Source organism: Wolbachia endosymbiont (group B) of Hofmannophila pseudospretella (genome assembly GCF_964028515.1).
Classification (GTDB): Bacteria; Pseudomonadota; Alphaproteobacteria; order Rickettsiales; family Anaplasmataceae; genus Wolbachia.
Map to the genome: position 1 here is coordinate 475,299 of NZ_OZ034788.1, position 21,219 is coordinate 496,517.

General features: G+C 33.9%; 17 protein-coding genes, 1 tRNA gene and 1 pseudogene. 9 read left to right on the plus strand and 10 right to left on the minus strand.

Annotated elements, in window-relative coordinates; all coding sequences use genetic code 11:
* The first annotated feature begins 362 nt into the window (after nt 1–362).
* From ABWU24_RS02240 to ABWU24_RS02250, 3 genes are all read left to right on the plus strand, one after another.
* Nucleotides 363–1,103 (plus strand): DsbA family protein, encoded by a 741-nt coding sequence (locus ABWU24_RS02240; RefSeq protein WP_353274379.1) that lies wholly within the window; start codon nt 363–365, stop codon nt 1,101–1,103.
* 191 nt (nt 1,104–1,294) lie between these two features.
* Nucleotides 1,295–2,455, plus strand: coding sequence for a hypothetical protein (locus ABWU24_RS02245; protein WP_341815417.1), 1,161 nt, complete (start codon nt 1,295–1,297; stop codon nt 2,453–2,455).
* 53 nt (nt 2,456–2,508) lie between these two features.
* Nucleotides 2,509–3,102: a TIGR02217 family protein gene (locus ABWU24_RS02250; protein ID WP_341815418.1), complete on the plus strand. Its 594-nt coding sequence runs from the start codon at nt 2,509–2,511 to the stop codon at nt 3,100–3,102.
* 74 nt (nt 3,103–3,176) lie between these two features.
* Here ABWU24_RS02250 and ABWU24_RS02255 read toward each other — a convergent pair whose 3' ends face one another.
* The 3 genes from ABWU24_RS02255 to ABWU24_RS02265 all read right to left on the minus strand — a co-directional run bounded on the left by ABWU24_RS02255 (nt 3,177) and on the right by ABWU24_RS02265 (nt 7,642).
* A complete protein-coding gene (locus ABWU24_RS02255; RefSeq protein ID WP_341815419.1) occupies nt 3,177–4,007 on the minus strand; it encodes a hypothetical protein in 831 nt (276 codons plus the stop codon).
* 503 nt (nt 4,008–4,510) lie between these two features.
* Entirely contained in the window at nt 4,511–4,804 is a 294-nt protein-coding gene (locus ABWU24_RS02260) for a hypothetical protein (protein ID WP_041581313.1), read from the minus strand.
* Nucleotides 4,805–4,963: 159 nt separating this feature from the next.
* Nucleotides 4,964–7,642, minus strand: a complete 2,679-nt coding sequence (locus ABWU24_RS02265) for a 2-oxoglutarate dehydrogenase E1 component (RefSeq protein WP_341815420.1) — start codon at nt 7,640–7,642, stop codon at nt 4,964–4,966.
* A gap of 392 nt (nt 7,643–8,034) precedes the next feature.
* Here ABWU24_RS02265 and ABWU24_RS02270 point away from each other — a divergent pair, with 392 nt between their 5' ends.
* Nucleotides 8,035–9,402 carry a hypothetical protein gene (locus ABWU24_RS02270; protein ID WP_341815421.1) on the plus strand — a complete coding sequence of 456 codons (1,368 nt, stop codon included), beginning with the start codon at nt 8,035–8,037 and terminating at the stop codon, nt 9,400–9,402.
* 7 nt (nt 9,403–9,409) lie between these two features.
* Here ABWU24_RS02270 and trpS read toward each other — a convergent pair whose 3' ends face one another.
* The 5 genes from trpS to ABWU24_RS02295 form a co-directional block, all read right to left on the minus strand.
* Nucleotides 9,410–10,408 (minus strand): tryptophan--tRNA ligase, encoded by a 999-nt coding sequence (trpS, locus tag ABWU24_RS02275; RefSeq protein WP_341815422.1) that lies wholly within the window; start codon nt 10,406–10,408, stop codon nt 9,410–9,412.
* Between the two features lie 15 nt (nt 10,409–10,423).
* The gene (locus ABWU24_RS02280) at nt 10,424–10,984 is read right to left on the minus strand and encodes a nucleotide exchange factor GrpE (RefSeq protein WP_007301960.1); all 561 of its coding nucleotides are present in this window, start codon (nt 10,982–10,984) and stop codon (nt 10,424–10,426) included.
* Between the two features lie 62 nt (nt 10,985–11,046).
* Nucleotides 11,047–12,033, minus strand: a complete 987-nt coding sequence (locus tag ABWU24_RS02285; protein WP_341815423.1) for a polyprenyl synthetase family protein — start codon at nt 12,031–12,033, stop codon at nt 11,047–11,049.
* A gap of 10 nt (nt 12,034–12,043) precedes the next feature.
* On the minus strand, nt 12,044–12,352 hold the full coding sequence (rpsP, locus tag ABWU24_RS02290) for a 30S ribosomal protein S16 (RefSeq protein ID WP_015587798.1): 309 nt from the start codon (nt 12,350–12,352) through the stop codon (nt 12,044–12,046).
* A 141-nt stretch (nt 12,353–12,493) separates the two neighbouring features.
* The gene (locus tag ABWU24_RS02295; protein WP_353274381.1) at nt 12,494–14,293 is read right to left on the minus strand and encodes a peptidylprolyl isomerase; all 1,800 of its coding nucleotides are present in this window, start codon (nt 14,291–14,293) and stop codon (nt 12,494–12,496) included.
* 189 nt (nt 14,294–14,482) lie between these two features.
* Between ABWU24_RS02295 and ABWU24_RS02300 the strand changes: the two are divergent.
* The 3 genes and pseudogenes from ABWU24_RS02300 to rho all read left to right on the plus strand — a co-directional run bounded on the left by ABWU24_RS02300 (nt 14,483) and on the right by rho (nt 17,565).
* Nucleotides 14,483–15,249 (plus strand): annotated as a pseudogene (locus ABWU24_RS02300) (IS5 family transposase).
* 114 nt (nt 15,250–15,363) lie between these two features.
* Complete coding sequence (locus tag ABWU24_RS02305; protein ID WP_015587801.1) at nt 15,364–15,969, plus strand: cell cycle transcriptional regulator TrcR; 606 nt, start codon at nt 15,364–15,366, stop codon at nt 15,967–15,969.
* A 189-nt stretch (nt 15,970–16,158) separates the two neighbouring features.
* Nucleotides 16,159–17,565 carry a transcription termination factor Rho gene (rho, locus tag ABWU24_RS02310; RefSeq protein WP_010402274.1) on the plus strand — a complete coding sequence of 469 codons (1,407 nt, stop codon included), beginning with the start codon at nt 16,159–16,161 and terminating at the stop codon, nt 17,563–17,565.
* A gap of 265 nt (nt 17,566–17,830) precedes the next feature.
* Here the strand turns inward: rho and guaB are convergent, their stop codons facing one another.
* Complete coding sequence (guaB, locus tag ABWU24_RS02315) at nt 17,831–19,318, minus strand: IMP dehydrogenase (protein WP_015587802.1); 1,488 nt, start codon at nt 19,316–19,318, stop codon at nt 17,831–17,833.
* Between the two features lie 123 nt (nt 19,319–19,441).
* A complete protein-coding gene (gene rsmA, locus ABWU24_RS02320; RefSeq protein WP_341815425.1) occupies nt 19,442–20,236 on the minus strand; it encodes a 16S rRNA (adenine(1518)-N(6)/adenine(1519)-N(6))-dimethyltransferase RsmA in 795 nt (264 codons plus the stop codon).
* 77 nt (nt 20,237–20,313) lie between these two features.
* Between rsmA and ABWU24_RS02325 the strand changes: the two genes are divergently transcribed.
* A tRNA-Thr gene (locus tag ABWU24_RS02325) sits at nt 20,314–20,386 on the plus strand.
* A 24-nt stretch (nt 20,387–20,410) separates the two neighbouring features.
* Nucleotides 20,411–21,121: a triosephosphate isomerase gene (locus ABWU24_RS02330; RefSeq protein ID WP_341815426.1), complete on the plus strand. Its 711-nt coding sequence runs from the start codon at nt 20,411–20,413 to the stop codon at nt 21,119–21,121.
* Nucleotides 21,122–21,219 lie beyond the last annotated feature (98 nt).

Consider the following 21,219-nt stretch of genomic DNA (forward strand, 5'->3'; position numbering starts at 1 on the left):
CATGCAATTTTGTTCACAGTGTAAACAGGAATAAACTCGGCAGATTGGGAAAGAAGCTTATTTTCTAGAATGGCCGTTTCCTTCTCTCTACCAATTATTGGCTCGTTCATATAATTTACCGCCGTGTTTGTCAGCATTATATGCGGCGGTTATAAAATAATCAACTTTTTTACCGCCGCGGTTACAATTGTTATACATGGCGGTAAGGATTACTTAAATCTCAAATGCTTTATTATACACAAGTTTTCGCTACTTAATATCACCAAATTCTCTGATATACTACTATATAAAGTTTGCATTTTTTGATATAAATGTTTTAATATTGAGCATTTCTTTAATGTTTATATTCTTTAAGTAAGTATATGTCTAAGATACCATTTTTATTGATTTTTATATTTGCAGTAGCAAGTTTACCAGTAATAAACAATTGGCTTTCACACCGCAGTCAAGTCTTAAATGACGACCATATAGGTGAGAGATTAGATGACTACATCAGTAAAAATTTTGATAGAGTTCTAAAAGCTCTCCGAGAAGAGTCAGCTAAAAATAGTTATGCTAACGCAATCAAAAGTAAAATTTCTCAGCATAAAGATGAAATATTTGACTACACTTATCCTTACTCAGGAAATGAAAATAGCAATGTCATAGCTGTAGGGTTCTTTGACTATTCTTGTGGCTATTGTAAGGCAATAAAGAATGACATAAAACAGTTGATCAATGATGGCAAAATTAAATATATCTTTAGGGATGCTCCAATACTTGGTAACAATTCCTTAAAGGCAGCAAAAGCTGCTTTAGCAACTTATTTTATCGATAAAGAAAAGTACTTAGATTTTCACTATGCTGCACTAGATCACAGAGGAGAATTTTCAGATAAAACTATATTAGGTATAGTGAAAAATATAGGGATTAACGAGGACGATTTTAACAACTCTATGAAAAGTAATGCAGACAAAATTGAGCAAATGATAAACAACAGTAAACTTTTAGTAAGCGAGCTTGGAGTAGGCGGTACACCTTTTGTGATAATAGGAGATAGTCTTTTTGTAGGAAAAACTGATTTGAATATATTACGCAAAAAAGTAGATGAGTTAAAAGATTAATAAATTCCCTGCTTGACAGCATAAGAGAGTTTAAGTATAGTTAAGATATAGTAAGTAACAATATGTATAGGCTACATATTAGCTCAAGAAAAGTAGGTGATGTTTGCTTGCAACACAGCACGACCTTAAGTAATTAGCCTTCCTATGCTGGTTAATCTATTAAAATATTATTATCATTTTGGAGCTATAACATGAGAGATTCTAACTATGTAAGAGAGCCAATTGCTCTTTTTCAACAAATCAAAGAAAATAAAAAATCAAGTGATTTATTGCATAATCTAAAGAGCACTTATCCTGAAAAGCTAAAAATAGGAGCTGCTATAAAGACAGGAGATTGCTTTTTTGACTCCGTGGCTCAAGGATTGAACGAGTTAAAACTCGGTCATCATTTTACTGCAAAATCATTAAGAAAAGATTGTGCAGATTATGCTAGCAAAAATAGAAGGTCAAGTTTGTGGGTTTATAAAGCAGTAATAAAAGATGCTGGAGAGTATTTTGTACCTAAAAAAGATCCGGATGGAGAAGTAATAAGTGAAAATGGATCTAATAAGAAAGACTATGCAAAGTCTTTCTACAAATATTTAGAGTGTATTACTAATACACATACAGCTGACGTACCTATATGGGGTCGTCCAAACATTGAAGGTAGAATGATATGCGACAAGTACAAAGTGGAGCTCCGTGTTTATTCAATAGAGGAAGACAGTCAAAAAGTTACGGTAACTAAAATTACAGCACATGATGATGATCCAGAAGTTTTTATGGAAGATATAAATCTCAATCAACTAGAGATAGATAGTAGCAAAAAAACTGTAGGAGTAGTGAATTACATGAGGCATTTTGTGCCACTTCTTAGTGGAATCTCTAAAGATATAACAGAAAGTCAACCAGTTTCTGTTGAAGAAATCTTTGGTGAGGTTACAGAAGTTCCTGCTTATGAGCAACCAAAGCCAGAAGTACAACAAGAAAGCAGCGCTAGTGAGCCAATTCATACAGATACAGTAATTACTATTTCTCATCAACAAGGGCAAGAAACACACCAAGAGGCAATAGAAAAGAAATTAATCAATAGTTACAGAAGAGAAGCTATTTATAGCATAGCTGCTGTAATAACAGCTATAGCATTCACAGCATCTGCTATAGCTACTGTTTTTACTCAACCAATTCCTTTAGCATATCTTGCTGGAGTTGCTTTAGTTGTTGCATGTATTTGTATGTATAAGTTGACGCAGAGCCATAAAGACATTAATGAACTCAAAAGTGAGCCAAAGGAAAATATTGCCCATACTTTTCTAGAAGAAACGGGATTTAAAATTTATAGCCTGATTGATAAAGTAGCTTCAAAAGCTTAAGCTCTTTCTTACTTTATCTACACCAAATCAATTTTGTTTTCACAGGAGGAAATATGTCATTTACAGAAATTAGATTTCCAGAAAATATATCTTATGGTTCCACTGGAGGACCGGAATTTTCCACTGACGTTGTAACAACTCATAATGGTTGTGAACAGCGCAATATTAATTGGTCTCGTGCACGTGCCAGGTATAACATAGCTTATGGAGTTAGGTCAAACGAGCAGCTAACAGAGCTCATAACATTTTTTCAAGCACGAAAGGGTAAAGCAATAGGGTTTCGTTTTAAAGATTGGTCAGACTTTACAGTTACCAATCAAGAAATTGGCATAGGAGACAATAAAAAAATGATCTTTCAACTGATGAAAACTTACATAAGTGGAAAGGACAAACATACACGTATGATTAAAAAGCCAGTGCATGATACAATAAAAATTTACCTAGATGGTGTAGAGACAGAAAAATACTCAGTAAATTATTCAACTGGAGAAATAGAATTTATGAAACCACTAGCAAAAGGCATGATAATCACCGCAAGCTTCGAATTTGATGTACCAGTACGCTTTGATACAGATTACCTAAACGCTTCTATTGACAACTACAGCAGTAACAGTTGGAATAATATTCCTTTGGTGGAAGTGAAGTAAGCTATTCAGCCACTACAAAAATCAAGAGACACTGAGGCTCATATTTAAATATGAGCCTCAGTGTATTTTAAAGTCTATCGCCCATTACAATGTTCCACACTTGAAATTTGAGGAGATTCTACTAATGTAGTATTTTCTCTTCCCTGTAAAATAGAAAGTTTTAACAACTCCTTTATAGCTATTTTTGCAAGTGTTTTATCATCTTTATTTAAGATTTTATCTAGCATGTTTTTTTTCTGTAAGAGATTAACAAAATTTCTAGCTTCCTCATTAAAAGCCTCCATTGTGTTGATATAAGATAATACCAAATCCGAGCTATTTATTGCTAAAATTACATTTAGGGCAATATCTAATTTTGCTTCCTCTTTGCTATATATTGCCAAAATTCCATTTATGAAAATATCTAATTTTGTTTTATCTTTAGTTAAATCTTCAACTAACCTATTTCTAATATTATTATTATCAAACAAAATGTACTCTAGGTACGAAACAGACTCAATAAGTATAAAGTCTTCTAAAGGTACTGATTCTAAACATTCGTCAACATCAGTAAGTATTCCAAACTCAGTAATACATCCTTCTTTTTTCACAACATAGCAATCGGGAAGATTACGATACATTGATAGCAAAGAAAAAAGACGTATTATACTTGTACCTCTATCTTTCATTTCCTCAAGAAGCTTTTTATCATTTATTAGTTTGTGCAAAATGTAATCCGTAGCAAGACCTGGTTTGCGAAAACGAAACATATTATTTTCTGCAAAAATAGCCTCAGCTAATTCGATAGACTTTTTATCCTCATCTATAAAAGCCTTTTTGTTTCTATTTAACTTTATGATCTCAGCTTTACTATTTCTGCGTAGTCTAGTTTGCCCTATTAACCTCTCAAATGTTTCTGTCTTCATGTATATCTCATATTAATTAATATTAATATTTACTATATTAACTATTTTGAGAAAAATAAATGAAAATCTTAATAAATATTATACTTTTATAAAAAAATAAAAGTCTTTTTATATTTGTATGAGTATATAAGAGATTTGATTGTTGTAAGTTATCTAAGTGCCAGCGTCTAATTAATAAGTCTACTTGAAGCCGTTCGGTGTTTGCACTTTTACGATTTCTGCTTGATACATCACTACTTCTGAAATAGCTGCAAGAAATTCCAAAATTGGAACTTACCATACCGAAGTAAAAAAAAATCAATCATATGTTTTCATAAAACGCTAAGAGTGAGAGTTTTAATAGAATCAGAAGAATATAAGATTTCGTTTTTCCCATTTACTCACCTGATCTCAATTCTACTGAACGCTATTGGTTTCAGATTAAGCACAATATCCAAAAACATGTTCGCTGATTTTTCTTACTCCATTTATTTTATTCTTAAAAGCGCCCTCACCTTTATGTCTTAAGATTCAAGCCAGATGACCCCTATTATAGCAGCATTCATTGCATCCATACAAGCTTGGCATTCACTATCATTACATTCTCCTTCAAGCCTATCGTATTGATTCAGTGTAATATTATCTTTATTATTTAGCATAACCTTGAAGCATTCTTCATAGTTTTTGCCAGTAGATTCACCTGTTTTGACATCAATAAGTTCGTCATTTTCAACCTTAATATCTATTCGAGAATTTGGTCTCTCTTCTTTTTTTGTAATAGCATAAGATTGTAATTGGAAAGTGTTATTATTATTCATAAAATACTCCTTAAATTTATTCTAGTCATAGAATATAAAATTTAAGAATCTGTAAACTAGCTTTGCTCGCCACAATCTTTTTTGTAACATGGGAAATTTTTTATTGCTATGAGTTATCTAGGTGCCAGCATCTAATTATATGAGCCTGCTTGAAGCCGCTTAGTGTTTGTACAGTTGTGCCTGCGCAACTTGCTTCAAAATTTCTGCTTGTTGTTGAGCATGGACATTAGCATAACCACATGCAGGAGATGCAGCAGCAGGTCTTGCAATGCACTTAGGCCTTTTTGCTTGAGTGTCTAGATTAGATAGAATCTCTTCTATTAACAGATTAACAAAAAACCATCCTCCCATATTTTTTGGTTCCTCTTGACACCATATAATTTCAGCGTTCTTATATTTTTCGAGTTCATTGTTTAGTTTATCGGCCGGGAATGGATAAAATTGTTCTAAACGCACTACTGCTATATCGTTTATTTTTTGTGCTTCAAGCATTTCAATTATGTCGTAATAAACTTTACCACTACATATTACAACTTTACGTATTTTATCACTTGCAACTAAACCTGTTCTACACTCTGGAATTACCGTAAGAAATTTTCCTTCAAAGTCAGAAAGGTTAGAAACTGCGCTTTTATGACGCAATAGTGATTTAGGTGTAAACACCACTAAAGGCTTACGAAAATCTCGATTAATTTGTCGGCGTAAAACATGAAAATAATTCGCAGGAGTAGAGCAATTAACCACCTGCATATTATCCTCTGCACAGAGTTGCAAAAACCTCTCTATACGAGCAGAACTATGCTCAGGCCCCTGCCCTTCATAACCATGAGGCAAAAGTAAAACTAGACCACTTGATCGCAACCACTTTGTTTCTGCTGATGCAATAAACTGGTCGATAATGATTTGCGCACCATTTGCAAAATCACCAAATTGCCCTTCCCAGAGCACCAGTGAATATGGAGAGTCAAGGCTATATCCATATTCAAAACCCATCACAGCATACTCAGATAGTGCGCTATCTATAACTTCAAAGCGAGCTTGCTTCTCACTTATGTTGTTTAGTGGAATAAACTCTTCTTCCGTTGCTTGATTGATAAGTCTTGAATGACGGTGCGAGAAGGTGCCGCGGCCAGAGTCTTGGCCTGACAAGCGCACTCCTATTCCTTCTTTAAGCAATGACGCGAATGCAAGACTTTCAGCAGTTGCCCAGTCTATGTTGCTACCGGAATTTATACTGTCTATTCTGCCATCGAGTATTTTTCTAACCTTATTATTGATATTGAAGCTACTTGGAATATTGCTATTTATGTGTACACCTAATTTTTTTAGCTCATCTGGTGAAACACCAGAGTCCGTATAATATTCACTCAAATCGTTCAACTTTGCTCTTCTCAATTTCGACCACACTCCATCAAACCAATCAGCTTTTTTTGGAGTGTAAGTCACTGACTCAGCAAGACTTTTATCCAACCTTACCCTAAATTCGCTGCGCAATTTACTTACTTCATCACTAATTAGGACTTTCTCTGCAGCCAGCTTCTCTTCGTAAATTGTTCCCGGAGTTTTATGCCTTGATATTGCTTTATACATAAGTGGCTGAGTAAAATTTGGTTCATCGCCTTCATTATGGCCATATTTGCGGTAGCATATTATGTCAATCACCACATCCTTTTTAAATTTCTGCACATACTCCATTGCCAAACTCGCGGCAAAACTCACGGCTTCTGGATTATCTCCATTAACATGAAATATTGGAGCTTCTATTGATTTTGCTACATCAGTACAATAAAAAGAAGAGCGTGCACAACGAGGATTCGCAGTAAAACCAACTTGGTTATTGATGACAATATGAACGATACCACCAACTTTATAACCTTCAATGTTGCTCAAAGTCAGGGTTTCGGCAACCACTCCCTGCCCGATAAAAGCTGCATCACCATGAATTGATATTCCAAGCACAGATCTCATATTTTGTTTTGCCCTTACTCTTCCAGCTAGAACCGGATTTACCGCCTCAAGGTGAGATGGGTTAGGACATAAACTTAAGTGTATTTTTTTACCACCAGCAAGTGCTCGATCAGAAGAGTAACCAAGGTGATATTTGACATCACCAGATACCTCAAGACCACTTGGATATGCAAGGTTGCCTTGAAATTCAGACAGCATTGCCGCATATTCTTTCCCCATAACTTTGGTTAGAACATTAAGCCGTCCTCGGTGGGCCATACCAAGAACTATTTCTTCAATACCAAAAGCTGCAGAATCACTAATAACTCTTTCAATTGCAACAATGGCTGACTCCCCACCTTCGATAGAAAAACGCTTATATCCAGGAAATTTCATATGGAGAAATTGCTCGAACATCTCAGATTCAATCAAGTGCCTTAGTATTTCTTTTTTATCCTGAGGGCTTAGCGTATAGACCTGATTTTCAATTTTCTCCTGCAGCCAAACTCTTTCCTCATAAGAGGAAATATGCATAAATTCAAAACCGATATTCTTGCAGTAAATATCTCTGTAGATTCTAGTGTCACTTGTAGGAGAAAGATTCAAGTATTTTTGATAATCTATTTCCTTATTTACATTCGTTGATAATGGATTTAAGTCTGCAAAAAAGTGACCGTAAGATCTGAAAAAATTTGCTAAATCATCAGCATCTACCTTGGCTTCATTCTGTGCTCTGCAGGGTTCTGCTTTATTAACTTCTAAATTGCTCGAAAAAATTCTGTACCAATCTTCTCCAATTGATTTATCGCCTTGCAAGTAACGGCTATAAATTTCTTCCACAAATTCGACATTATCGCCATAAAAACAGGAGTTATTTTTAAAATTGGACATAATCACTACAAAAGTATCAAGTACTTATGAGTATAACTTAAGTTTTTTAAAAAAGAACTCCTTTAGTTTCTAATTATTAAGTTATACAAACACTGTAATCTGAGTTTTCCAGAAAGGGTGTCATTCTAGACTGACATCTAATCTTTCCATAAATGCTGTATTTCAACATAAAATAACTATACTCATCAACTTGTGCCCAATCATAATTCCTAGATTCCAGTGTTAGCTACTTGTTTTTTGGATTTCTATACTATTGCTGATTGAAGATTATTGAAATTTTTTTGCACATTAAGGAACGCAAGCGTTTATGAGTCAGAGGATAAGTCATATAACATTTACTCGGTCTTAATACTTTGAATTTATATTTAAGTAAACGATAAACAGTAATTGGTATGAATGATCTATTTAAAAGTGACAATTATGATAAAAATCTCAATTCTTTGATAAGAGTCATAAAGCTAAAGGATACAAAAAAAATTAATGAACAATATGATGAAACACTGAAAGATTTATCTCAAGCTCTGAAGAATTTTACAAACAATGCAAAAGATGTAGCCAAATTTGTTATATATAGCGACTTGAATAACTATATAGAACCTTTGAGCACAAAGCCACTCGGTTTTATTGGAACATTAAAAGGGATATTAGATAGAGTCTTGGGAAAAGATATTCCAACTAATGATAATGACATAAAAAATTTTGTTGGTGATGAATTATCAGGTTTCACTATAGAAAAAGCAGCCGAATACACAAATATTTTAAGTACAATTAATCTATTCAAGAAAGGACTTAAAGAAATTTTAGATTCGAAGCAGAGTGGAAAAGGCAATAAAGAACATAAATCATACGAAGTAAGCACAGAAAATAAAACGACATCAAAGCAGAAGGAAGATACTCCTAAGCTGCAAGAAGGAAAACAGCCGGTAGGAAAATTAGTTATGAAGAGAATAAAACGGCCAACAACAGCACCTCCGCCACCTCCTACTGCCTCAAAAAAGGTACACTTTAAACCAGAAATAGAGAATGTATCTCCTGAAGATTCAGGCTATGAAAGTTCATTAAGTGAAGAGTCTGGACATGAGGAAATATCAAATTATCAAGAGAAAAGTAGTAAATCTTCAACAAAAGATCCGGAAGACTCAAAGTTAGCTAAAAAGGAGCCAACTCACAAAACGAAACCTAAGAAAAATGCAGGAACAAGAAAAGGATATAAAAAGAGACAGGCTCCAGAGCCACCAGCACTAAACGCTACCAATCAAGAAATTAGGCAAGAAACTAAAGAAGATAAATCTGAAATACTGTCAAATCCTAAAAGGCTAGATATTGTTGATCAACAAGTGAGCACGAAACCAATAATAGTAGAAGTGACTTCGCAAAAATCAGCTGAAAGTAAACCAATCCTGAAAAAATCTGCTGATAAAGCAGCATCAGAAGTAAAAGCGGTTATTATAAAAGAAAAAGTAAATAGCAAGAAGGACGGTAGAGTAAAGTCAATAGTAGGAAAATTTGAGCAAAATCAAGTTGCTAAGAGCAAAGCCACCCCTGCAACACAAGCAGATATCGGTATGAAGAAAGATCCTGCACCATCGCAAAAAACTGCCTCCCAATCTCAATCATTTCCGGCGGGAAATAAAAGATCTAAAATGAACCCCATAACAGCAAAGTCCGATCCCAAGCCTTCAGTTAATACAAAGCCTATTCTCACGCACGTCAGCGTAAAGAAAATAGCTGCACGATTTGAAAGCCATGGGAAGAAATAGTTGTAACCTATTGAGCAAACCCTATAATATCCTTGATCTTTTTTATATTGTTATTTGCAATCTCTGCTGCTTTTTCTGTACCTTGTTTTAATATTTTATGTAAATGAAGCTGATCTTTTAGAAGACTATTCATCTTCTCGCGTATGGGTGATATAACGCTGATGATTAAGTCAGCTAACTCTTTTTTAAAGTTCTTCATGTCATGTTTATCCACTTTTTTACACACTTTTTCTACATTTAAACCACTAAGCACTGAATAAATATTTATCAAATTGCTTATTTCTGGACGACATTTTAAAGTAGAAAAATCAAAGCCTAGAATTGAATCTGTTTTTGCTTTTTCTATTTTCTTGACAATTAAGTCATTTGTATCGTTAAGGTTAATGCATGAATATTCTGAAGGATCAGATTTGCTCATCTTGCTTGCTCCATCTCTTAAGCTCATTATCCTTGATGTACAATCCAAAGTTAAGATTTCAGGTATGATGAAATGACTACATTTATAATGATTGTTAAAAGCTGATGAAATATCATGTGCAAGTTCTAAATGCTGTTTTTGATCATCGCCAACAGGAACGTATTTAGTTTGATACAGCAATATATCCGCAGCCATAAGTACTGGGTAGCTGTATAACCCAAGAGAAGCTTTTTGTTTATCGCTTCCAGCCTTATCTTTAAATTGAGTCATACGATTAAGCCAACCAATTGGTGTATAGCACCCTAGCAGCCAGCCCAATTCTGCATGACCACTAACTGCGGATTGATTGAAAATAATCGACTTTTCCGGATCTATTCCACATGCAATATAAGTTGCTGCTGCTTTAAAAATATTATTTTTTAATTCATTTGCGGGAAGCTTATTTGCTGTGATTGCATGCAGATCAACAACACAAAAAAGAGATTTATATTTATCCTGCAAGCCTATCCACTGCTTAATTGCACCAAGATAATTGCCCAAGTGTAATACTCCACTTGGCTGAATACCTGAGAAGACAACTTCTGTCATACCTTGAGTGTTTTATTAGTTACTTTCGCAATCAGCAGATTTTTTAGAAAGAATAACCATTGCAGGACGAAGCAACCTATTTTTAATGGTATAACCAGTTTGTAGTACTTCTACAATAGTGCCAGGCTCTTTTTCATTATCTTCTCTTTCCACAACAGCTTGATGTAAATTGCTGTCAAAAGAGTTACCTATTGGATCTATTTCTTCTATTCCATGTTTTTTTAGATCACTCACAATCTTTTGGTGCGCCACTTTTATTCCTTCATGAATAGGATCACCATCTTTCAAGTTTTCCATTGCTTTTTTTAAATTGTCACAAGAGTCGATCATATCACGTGCAAATTTTGTGACTGCATAATCACTTGCATCGCTAATTTGCTTTTGCATTATACGTTTAACGTTTTCATTATCCGCAACAGCGCGACGTAAATGATCTTCAAGCTGAACTGCACGTTCTTTTAATATATTAAGCTCTTCACTTAAATCACCTGTTTGCTGATCTTCTTGATCATCCCCTTTTCGTTTACTGACCATATCTGCAAATTTCTTTTTTTTCTCTTTATTACTATCTGACATATCATTCACCCTTACAAACTTAATAAATATATAACAATCAATCTAAAAATATCAAGCGTTAGCTATCCTTGTCTTTCTATGCTTGCATTTAAAAAGTCAATCAAAGCAGTTTTATAAAGAGAATCAGAAAAAGTATCAATATTACTTTGCGCCATATTAACATAGTGTTTAGCTTCTTCCATAGAAACATGAATGGCATTATGATGATTAATATATTGTAATGCTTGGTCAAAATTGTGTCTAGCTGAAGAAAAAGATTTCTCCCAGAATTTTTGTTCTGATGGGCTGCCTTTTTCATATGCTATAATAGAAGGTAAAGTAACTTTACCTTCAAAGAAATCTTTTCCAAGTTGCTTTCCTAAAGTGCCTTGATTAGCAGTATAATCTAGCACGTCATCAATTATTTGGAATGCCATACCAAAATTAAACCCGAAATTCCTTAGCCTCTCTGTTTCGTCACTTGTGGCTCCAGATACTACTGATGCAGCCTCGCAGCATGCAGAAAATAAAGATGCTGTCTTTTCTCCAATGATATTAAAATAATTTTTCCTAATTGTGTTAGGGTCAAAACGCGTTGTCATCTGCTTTATCTCACCCTTGACAAGCAAATTAGATGCCTTAGATAAAATAGAGAGAACATTTAAATTCCCACATTCTATAAGCCATCTAAATGCTAAGGTCAATAATAGATCACCAACTAAAATGCTTGATTTATTCCCCCAAATTTTATTTGCTGTTGCAACTCCATGGCGTGCCTTACTTTCATCAAGCACATCATCATGAAGTAAAGTAGCGTTGTGTATAAATTCTACCGATGCAGCAATGTTGACCCTACTCTCTCCAGAGTAATTCAGCATTTTACACATAATAAAAATGAGCTTAGGCCTTATCTTTTTTCCTCCTGAATTAATAAGATGAGATGTAATATCGGTAGCAAGCTTAGTACCTTCATCATTGACATTTTTGAAGATAAAGTCATTCATAGCTAATAAATCAGAAGATACAATATCATCTAATTTACTACTTTTTGTTAAATCAGTGTTTAGCATTTAAGAGGACTTATGCTTCTTGTGCCTTTTTAACTTTCTCCTTTTCTATCTTTTTTGGCTCTGCTTCTAAAGTTACTACGCCTTTTTTAATGAACCACAGTACCCTTTCAGTTGCCTGCGCCCCCACACTTAGCCAATGTTTTAACCTATCAGCTTTCACTACAACACGATTTTTATTGTCTTTTGGCAACATTGGATCATATTGTCCTATTCTCTCGATAAAGCGCCCATCTCTTGGTGCTCGTGAGTCGGCTATAACTATCCTATAAAAAGGACGTTTCTTTGCCCCAAACCTTGCTAACCTTATTTTAACTGCCATGTCAACCTTTATTCATATATTAATTACAATTTAAATACAATAAACAGCTCAAGTCAAACTAATTGTACCTCTTTTACCTAAAAATACAATATAGCCCCCTACAATCACTCATAAAAGGAAGATCTAGGATAATAAACTTTTTTATATATCATCAATCATAGCATGATTAACTTCTACTCTATACTTTGATTTTAGATAGCTAATTAACTGTTCCTTTAGCGATATCATCACACGTTTTCCGGTGTCAAGCATGTTTAATTTACCATTTGATGAATGCATTTCTTTTAGAACGCCTATTATAATTTCATTATTGTATTGAATAGGATCTGTTACCGAATTAGTTGTTTTCATATTGAAAATCTCTTCTATGAAAGAAAAAGGGTAGTTTTGTTCATTGCGTTGTATTTGCTGGCCTTTAACCAATTTTATACCTTGCATTTCTTCCAAATCTATCTTTTCTCTTAGTTGAACTGCTACTTCTTGTCCCATTTTAAACATTCTTTCTTTTATAAATTCACTACGCCAAAGCTTTATGGCTGATTCCCTACTTTCTTCAAAATTTTGTAATTTAGGAGGAACGATATCACTGATTTTTACACCAACAACAGTATCTCCAATACCCTTAAAATAACTCTTCTGATCTTTCTCGCGTGAAAAAATGAAAGAAATGAAATCACTGAAATTTCCTACTTCATTACCACTTTGGTCTTTTCCACTAGCATCTACTGGACCAATGGTTTGTATAGGTAAATTGTAATTATTGGAGATTTCTTCAATCGTTGCACCATTGTATATCTTATAATTCACTTGATTTATGAAATCATTGACTTTTTCAAAAGACTTTTGATTGGTTAAAACTGACCTTATGTCTTTTTTTAAATCAACCAAGTCTTCATCAGAGATTTTATGTATGCTTTCTACCTTTATTACGTGCCATCCAAAATTGCTTGTTAAAACTTCACTTACTTCACCTGTTTTGAGAGCAAATACCTTTTCTCTCATATTTTCAGGTAAGAAATCCTTAGTTATATTATTTACTCTGGTTTCTTCAAGTTTTACTTTACTGAACTCTTCTATTATGTGTTCAAGGCTTGCTTTACTTTCTTCAAGCGCCCTTCTTGCTATTTCAGCTTTTTCTTTGGTAGAAAATATCACATTAAATATGTCTCTTTGATCTTTAAGTTCCTGATGTTCTATTACACTATCAACCTCTTCATCTGAGATTCTGATTTGATCCTCAAAATACTTTTGATCCAGAGAAATATATTGTGCAGTTCGATATTCAGGATAATAAAAATTAAACTTATTTCTTTCATACAAATCAAGTAAGGCTTGATCATCTGGTTCAGGAACGTTTATAATTGCATCCCCAGTTATTTTAACAATATCAATTACTCTAGTTTGGTAGCGATTTTTGTATATCTGCTCATCAACACTCTCACCAAAAGTTACCGGATAATTATCTTTAAATAATGAAGTCATGAACATCATTGCAGGCAGAATTTTCTCTAGCTTTTCTATATACTCCTTTTCTGTTATATGCAGGCTATTTAGAGTTTGATGAAACTTATTATGGTCAAATTCTCCTTTATCATCCTGAAAGTACTTGGTATTTTTAATATGGCTTTTGATAGATTCTTCTCCAGCTTTTAATCCAAGTTCGCTAATTAGGTTAAACAATAGTTTTTGCTCTATAAGTGCGTTAAGTAAATCATATTTCAGCTTTTTTACTTGTTCTTTACTTACATCAGATCCAGAAATTTGCTTTTCATAATTTTGATATAGTAATTTATATTCATCTGATGTTATAACTTCCTTTCCTACTTTAGCTAATTCTTTCCTTTCATCATCATTTGATAAAAGATTGCCAATCCCCATAAAGATTAATAAGCAAACTAAAAGGAGAACTATTGCCTTGGTAAAAAAATTTCTAATACTCATTGTAAACTCAGTTAACTAACACTTAAATTTAGAATAGCAATAATTTAATATTTGTAAATCTATTAACAAATTAGCTAATATATGTAATATTGTAGTGTATTAAATTGAATGGAAGCTTATATTAACCTAAGAGCCTGTAAGTGATCTCTGAATATGGTAAGATGAGGTATAGTTGACATGAGGTAAAGTATGAGGAATACATATCCAAGTGACATAAGTTGTGAAAAATTCGAAAAGATTAGACTAATTTTAGAAAGCGTGCGCAAGAAAACAAAGCCAAGAAGATTAGGTTTATATGAGTTATTTTGTGGTGTGCTTTATGTACTAAAAAGTGGCTATCAATGGCGAATGCTTCCAAAAGAGTTTCCAAGATGGCGAAATTGTTACGATTACTTTAAGAAATGGAGTAAAAAAACGAATGAAGATAGAGAAAGTGTTCTAGAAATTGTCTTAAAAAAATTGGTTGGAGAGAACAGTGGTCGGAATACCAAAACAAGCTTCTGCATCATTGATGCCCAAAGTGTAAAAAATACCGATACTGCTGAAGAAAAAGGTTATGATGCTGGCAAGAAAATTTCAGTAATAAAGCGTCATATCGCAGTTGATACACAAGGTTTGACACACGCAATTCATATAACAACGGCAGAAATAACTGATCGTAGCAGTGCTTTGACAATGGTTAAAAATGCTAAATAAAGTCTCTCTGAAGTTAAAAACATACTGGTTGATGCAGGCTACACTGGAGAAAATTTTGCAACACAGATGAAAGTAACTATTGGTGCAACTGTTGAGGTGAAGCGAATTACACACCTTTGCTGTATTGCCAAAAAGATGGGTTGTTGAGAGATCTTTTGCCTGGTTGGAAAAATGTAGGCGATTTTGGAAAAATTGCGAGCGTAAACTTAATACTAGCCTACAAATTTGCTTTTACTTCTTTCCTCCTCAAAAGATTATGAACAGGTTCTAAGAGATAAGAAATATAAACCAAAAAGCCATTGGATGACAAAGTTAATGCTTTTTTAGTTTTAATGGTTTATATTTTATTTCTATAACAGTAAAGGAATATTAAAATGGGAGATGTTTTTTCGATGTCAATGGAATCTTCTAAAGACAATAAAGATAGAAATGAACAATTTCTCATGCAAGTAGCTGCTTGGTTGGTTGATAACACTAGCTTAACTTTTGATCAAATAGCACAATGTTGCAAGTTATCCCTTGAAAAAGTACAAGACATAGCTGATGAGGAAATAGAAGTTGAAAAATATGACCCTATTATTTCTGAAATAATTACTGAAAAAGAAATCGATAATTGCAAAAAAAATCCAAATCGTGTACCAAATTTGATTATAAAAAATATAAAAAAAAGGGCAAAGACGATTAACTTTCTTGCCTTTGCTTCCACAGCAAGGCGTAGAGATAAACCTAATGCGATTTATTATTTGGTAAAAAAATTTCCTATCTTGAACAATAATGTGATAGCTAAGCTAGTTAGTACAACAAATTACACAGTTGAGCAGGTAAGAGATAGATCTCATCATAACATACTCAATATCAAACCTCAAGATCCTGTACTACTTGGTTTATGTAGCCAGGAAAATTTAGAAGCGGAAGTAGAAAAAGCGCAAGTAGAAGAAGAGAAGAAACAAAGATTAAAAAATATAAATAATAGCTATTGATGATTCTCAAATTCTTGTACTTTGTTAATATTAGATTGACTTGTTAGTTTTTATCAGTATAATGTAAGTAAAGTATCTAGTTTAATAATAATTAAGTCTAAATACGCACTAAAAACTAGCTCAGCCTAATTTATTGTTTTATATTCACATTTTAGGTTAGTAAGCATCAATTAAAATTTTTGGAGGATTATGACAACAATTAATGAAGATGTCTTAGCAAAAGGAGAGGTTGTAGGTCAACCTGAAAAAAGCGAACAAATTCATAATGCTGACGCAGTAAAACAAATGACCAGTGAAGGTGCTGAAAAAAACAAGAAAACATTGGACCTGAGCGAATTGAAAGAGAAAACAGCAGAAGAATTGTTAGAACTAGCTGAAGAAAGAAAAATTTCAACTAGTGGTAAAGGCAATGGCAGGATGCTAAAACAGGAAATGATATTCAGTTTAATGAAGAAAATGAGTGAAGAAGGAGGCATAACCACAGGAAGTGGAGTAGTGGAAATATTGCCTGATGGTTTTGGTTTCTTACGTTCATCAAGTGCAAATTATGCTCCAAGTACCGATGATGTTTATATTTCCAATGGCCAAATAAAGAAGTTTAATTTACGTACAGGAGATATGGCATGTGGAGAAATAAGGCCACCTGGTGATAAAGAAAGATATTTTACTTTAACTAAGGTTCAAAGTATAAACTCTACTGAAATCAGTGAATTAAGAAAGTACGTCCATTTTGATAATTTGCTTCCGCTTTATCCTGAAAAAAGCCTCATTCTTGAAAACAACAGTAGCGGAGATAATAAAAAAGATATAAACATGCGTGCTGTAGATATAGTTACACCTCTTGGAAAAGGACAAAGAGCATTGATAGTTGCTCCACCTCGTACAGGAAAAACGATATTGCTTCAGCAAATGGCTCACTCTATAGCTACAAATCATCCTGAAATAGAACTAATAGTATTACTTATAGATGAAAGACCCGAAGAGGTGACAGATATGATACGCTCTGTAAAGGGTGAAGTGGTAAGCTCTACATTTGATGAACCTGCCTACCGTCATGTCCAACTTGCTGAAATAGTAATAGAAAAAGCTAAAAGAATGGTTGAACACAAAAAAGATGTAGTGATTTTGCTTGATTCTATAACTCGCCTTGCACGTGCTTATAATGCAGTCATTCCTTCGTCTGGAAAGGTTCTAACCGGTGGTGTAGATTCAAATGCGCTGCAAAGACCAAAACGCTTTTTTGGAGCAGCTCGTAATATTGAAAATGGTGGTTCTTTGACAATCATCGCTACAGCCCTTATAGAAACTGGTTCAAAAATGGATGATGTTATTTTTGAAGAGTTTAAAGGCACAGGTAATGCTGAAATTATACTAGATAGAAAACTTGCTGATAAACGTATATTCCCTGCTATTGATATTACAAAATCCGGAACAAGGAAGGAAGAGCTATTAGTTGATAAGGCCATACTAAATAAAATATGGGTATTGCGTAGGATACTTAATCCTATGGGATCTGTTGAAGCAATGGAGTTTTTACGTGATAAACTACTTTTAACAAAGAGCAATGCTGACTTTTTTAACTCCATGAATCACTAAAAGTAAGCCTATTATGATGGAGCAAAAAAGCAAAGCTCTCTTATAGCTAAAATAATTTGGATTTATCAAAATATATTAAGCTGGCAATCTACCTTAAGTTGCTATTCCAACTTATAGCACTGATTTTGATCAAAAATTTTATGTAGTCAGTTTATTTATAATCGATTTTCCAGTGTCAGCCACTTAGATGACATCTTTTTGACTCTTAATATTAATATCAATTGTGTACCAGTGTTGACATGACCCACTCAAAAGGGGATTGTATTTACTCTGAATCAGATGATAAATTAGATGCTTGGTAAGCGTAATTTGGAGCTTCCTGTGTAATGATTATATCATGAGCATGACTTTCTCTTAACCCTGATGAAGTAATAGTGACAAATTTGCAGTTTTTTTTCATCTCTTCTATGTTACGGTTGCCAGTGTAACCCATTGCAGCTTGCAACCCACCAATTAACTGACAGATCACTCCTGAAGCTGGACCTTTAAAAGGAACTCTTGCTTCTACTCCTTGTGGGACTAAATCAAGTTTTGAATCTTGAAAATAACGGCTAGCTGACCCTCGTTTCATTGCACTAATAGATCCCATTCCTCGATATTCCTTATATGCTCTACCCTTATACATGATAATCTCACCTGGGCTTTCCTCAGTACCAGCAAAGATTGAACCTATCATCACAGTATCAGCACCAGCTGCAATAGCTTTTGCAACATCTCCCGAATATTTTATTCCACCATCAGCAATTAGTCTGACGTTTTTTGTTTTACAAACCTCTGCAATATTCTTGATCGCAGAGAATTGTGGCATACCAACGCCTGTAACTATTCTGGTAGTACAAATTGATCCTGGCCCTATTCCAACTTTCACTGCATCAACACCAGCATCAATTAACGCTTCAGCAGCCTCCTTTGTTGTAATATTTCCGCCGATTAGTTGCGTATTCGGATACATCTTTTTTATTTCCTTAATGGTGCTGATAACGTTCTCGGAATGACCGTGAGCGGTATCTACAATAACCACATCAACTTCTTCTTTGACCAAAGCTTCACATCTTTCTATACCGTCTTTTTTACCAGTACCAATTGCAGCGGCAACTCTGAGTCGACCTTTACTGTCTTTACATGAATTTGGATATCTATTGTATTTTTCGATGTCTTTAACTGTGATTAGACCTATGCAACAAGAATTTTCATCAACAACCAAAAGCTTCTCTATTCTATTTGCATGCAACAATTTCATTGCTGAGGCGCTGTTTACTGCCTGCTCTCGAACTGTTACTAACTTATCTTTTGTCATTACCTCGGAAACTTTTATATTCATGTTCTGGTCTTCAATAAACCTCACATCTCGATTAGTTAAAATTCCCACTAACTTGCGTTGATCAACTACAGGAATGCCGGAATAATTATACTCTCTCATTAATGAAACTGCTTCTGCAACCGTTTTATCTGGGGAAATTGTAATTGGGTTGTACACGATCCAGCTTTCATATTTTTTCACCCTTCTTACTTCTAACACTTGTTCATCTATTGATAAATTCTTATGTATGCAACCTATTCCACCATGTTGGGCAATAGCTATTGCAAAGCCTGATTCAGTGACAGTGTCCATTGCAGAGGATATGAGAGGGATATTTAGTTCTATATTATTTGTTAGATAAGTTCTTGTGTCTGCATCACGAGGCAATACATCAGAATAGGCCGGTAAGAGAAGTACATCGTCAAACGAATAACAAGCTTCCATTTTTTTCATATGCTTTATTTAAAGCTTATACGCCAATTAATGAAATTGCAATAGAGCTTTTGCAAAATTAGCCTGGCTCCAGCTATTTTTAGATCAAAATAGGATAAAAGAGGGATGTAGCTCCTAATATATTTATCGCAAAATTACATTATTTGCTAGCAAACAGAACTGCTCAATAGTTAAGCTTTCTGGACGTTCTTCTCCACTCAGTTTAGCATTCTCAAGAATAGTTGAGACATCACTAGTTATACTTTGCAAGCTATTTCTCAGCATCTTTCTTCTTTGAGCGAACACAGCACGTGTTAGATTTGTTAAGGTTTCTAGATTTACTGCAAATCTTGGAGTGGGTAAAGGTTTTACTGTAATTACTGAAGAATATACTTTTGGTCTTGGAAAAAATTCCTTAGGTTCAATATCAAATTCCTTTTTTATGTCGCATAGTAACTGGCTTAGCACTGATAGGGAACCATAATCTTTAGAATTAGGTTCTGCTGTAATACGCTCTGCTACCTCCTTTTGGAACATTAACGTCAAATTCGTAAAAAATTTTATATTATTTAACCACTTTAAAAATAACGCTACTGAGATATTGTAAGGCAAGTTAGCAATGACTTTGACTGGACATCCTACCAGCTCTTTTTCTACAACATTAAGTGCATCTGCTTCTATAATTCTATATTTTCCCTGATTCTCATTTATCAATTGTTCGTGATGTTTCACTAAACTACTATCTTTTTCTATAGAAAGTAGAAACTTTGGATTATACGCCAATATTTCTCTTGTTAACGCACCATACCCAGGACCAATTTCAATAACATTAAAATCTTTCAGGCTACCAGCTAAGGCAACTATTCTTTTTGTTATCTCATTCGATAAAATAAAATTTTGCCCTAGACTCTTTTTTGGCTTCAGTGAAAATTTTTTCATATGATCTTAGTATGCAGTATTTTAAAAATTAGTTGACGAAAATTCATCAATAATTGTATATTGTCAGTGTATTTAATGCCGGCTTAGCTCAATTGGTAGAGCAACTGACTTGTAATCAGTAGGTTGTTAGTTCAAGTCCGACAGCCGGCACTCTTATCCATACAAGTAAAGTTGATGTCCTTTTTAATAGTAGCAAATTGGAAAATGAATGGAACACGTTCTTCATTTGTTGACTTTATAGGCAAACTTAACAACAAGAGCAACGAAATTACCTCTAAATTAGTAATTTGCCCTCCTTTTACATCATTTCCAAGCAGTATAGAGTTGAACAATAATATTAAAATAGGAGGACAGAATTGCCATCATAAAGAGTTCGGTTCTTACACAGGTGAAATTAGTGCAGGAATGTTGAAGGAACTAGGATGTAGTTACGTAATACTTGGACATTCTGAAAGGGCTCATGAAAAAGATAGTGAAATAAAACTTAAATCGAAAACAGCAATAGAATCAGGATTACACCCAATCATCTGTGTAGGTGAAAACTCAGAAGATTATAAAAATAAAAAAACAAAAGAAGTAATAGAATATCAATGCAAAAACCGTTTGCCAACACAAGGTGAATATACCATAGCATACGAACCGATATGGGCAATAGGAACAGGAAATGTGCCAAATAATGACGCAATTGCTGAGGTGATAGAGATAATAAAATTGTGTACTGGTAAAAAACACATTATATATGGTGGCTCAGTCAGCTCAGAAAATATAGGAAACTTGCTCAGTATTCCAAATCTATTAGGAGTTTTAATTGGTAGTGCAAGCTTAGATTTTGATCACTTTTATCAAATTATACAACAAGTCGAGAAAAAACTTTCTCTTAATTAATTCTAAAGGATAAATACGCTTATTGTCATGGTAAGGGAGTTGGCAAAATGTATCAAGGAGTTTTCTATTGGCTAAGGTTGTGACAATAAAGTTAAGCA

Excerpts from the sequence above, each read along its gene's own strand:
- ABWU24_RS02240 (WP_353274379.1), top strand. The coding sequence starts at position 363 with ATGTCTAAGATACCATTTTTATTGATTTTTATATTTGCAGTAGCAAGT.
- ABWU24_RS02245 (WP_341815417.1), top strand. The coding sequence starts at position 1,295 with ATGAGAGATTCTAACTATGTAAGAGAGCCAATTGCTCTTTTTCAACAA.
- ABWU24_RS02250 (WP_341815418.1), top strand. The coding sequence starts at position 2,509 with ATGTCATTTACAGAAATTAGATTTCCAGAAAATATATCTTATGGTTCC.
- ABWU24_RS02255 (WP_341815419.1), bottom strand. The coding sequence starts at position 4,007 with ATGAAGACAGAAACATTTGAGAGGTTAATAGGGCAAACTAGACTACGC.
- ABWU24_RS02260 (WP_041581313.1), bottom strand. The coding sequence starts at position 4,804 with ATGAATAATAATAACACTTTCCAATTACAATCTTATGCTATTACAAAA.
- ABWU24_RS02265 (WP_341815420.1), bottom strand. The coding sequence starts at position 7,642 with ATGTCCAATTTTAAAAATAACTCCTGTTTTTATGGCGATAATGTCGAA.
- ABWU24_RS02270 (WP_341815421.1), top strand. The coding sequence starts at position 8,035 with ATGAATGATCTATTTAAAAGTGACAATTATGATAAAAATCTCAATTCT.
- trpS (WP_341815422.1), bottom strand. The coding sequence starts at position 10,408 with ATGACAGAAGTTGTCTTCTCAGGTATTCAGCCAAGTGGAGTATTACAC.
- ABWU24_RS02280 (WP_007301960.1), bottom strand. The coding sequence starts at position 10,984 with ATGTCAGATAGTAATAAAGAGAAAAAAAAGAAATTTGCAGATATGGTC.
- ABWU24_RS02285 (WP_341815423.1), bottom strand. The coding sequence starts at position 12,033 with ATGCTAAACACTGATTTAACAAAAAGTAGTAAATTAGATGATATTGTA.
- rpsP (WP_015587798.1), bottom strand. The coding sequence starts at position 12,352 with ATGGCAGTTAAAATAAGGTTAGCAAGGTTTGGGGCAAAGAAACGTCCT.
- ABWU24_RS02295 (WP_353274381.1), bottom strand. The coding sequence starts at position 14,293 with ATGAGTATTAGAAATTTTTTTACCAAGGCAATAGTTCTCCTTTTAGTT.
- ABWU24_RS02305 (WP_015587801.1), top strand. The coding sequence starts at position 15,364 with ATGGGAGATGTTTTTTCGATGTCAATGGAATCTTCTAAAGACAATAAA.
- rho (WP_010402274.1), top strand. The coding sequence starts at position 16,159 with ATGACAACAATTAATGAAGATGTCTTAGCAAAAGGAGAGGTTGTAGGT.
- guaB (WP_015587802.1), bottom strand. The coding sequence starts at position 19,318 with ATGAAAAAAATGGAAGCTTGTTATTCGTTTGACGATGTACTTCTCTTA.
- rsmA (WP_341815425.1), bottom strand. The coding sequence starts at position 20,236 with ATGAAAAAATTTTCACTGAAGCCAAAAAAGAGTCTAGGGCAAAATTTT.
- ABWU24_RS02330 (WP_341815426.1), top strand. The coding sequence starts at position 20,411 with ATGTCCTTTTTAATAGTAGCAAATTGGAAAATGAATGGAACACGTTCT.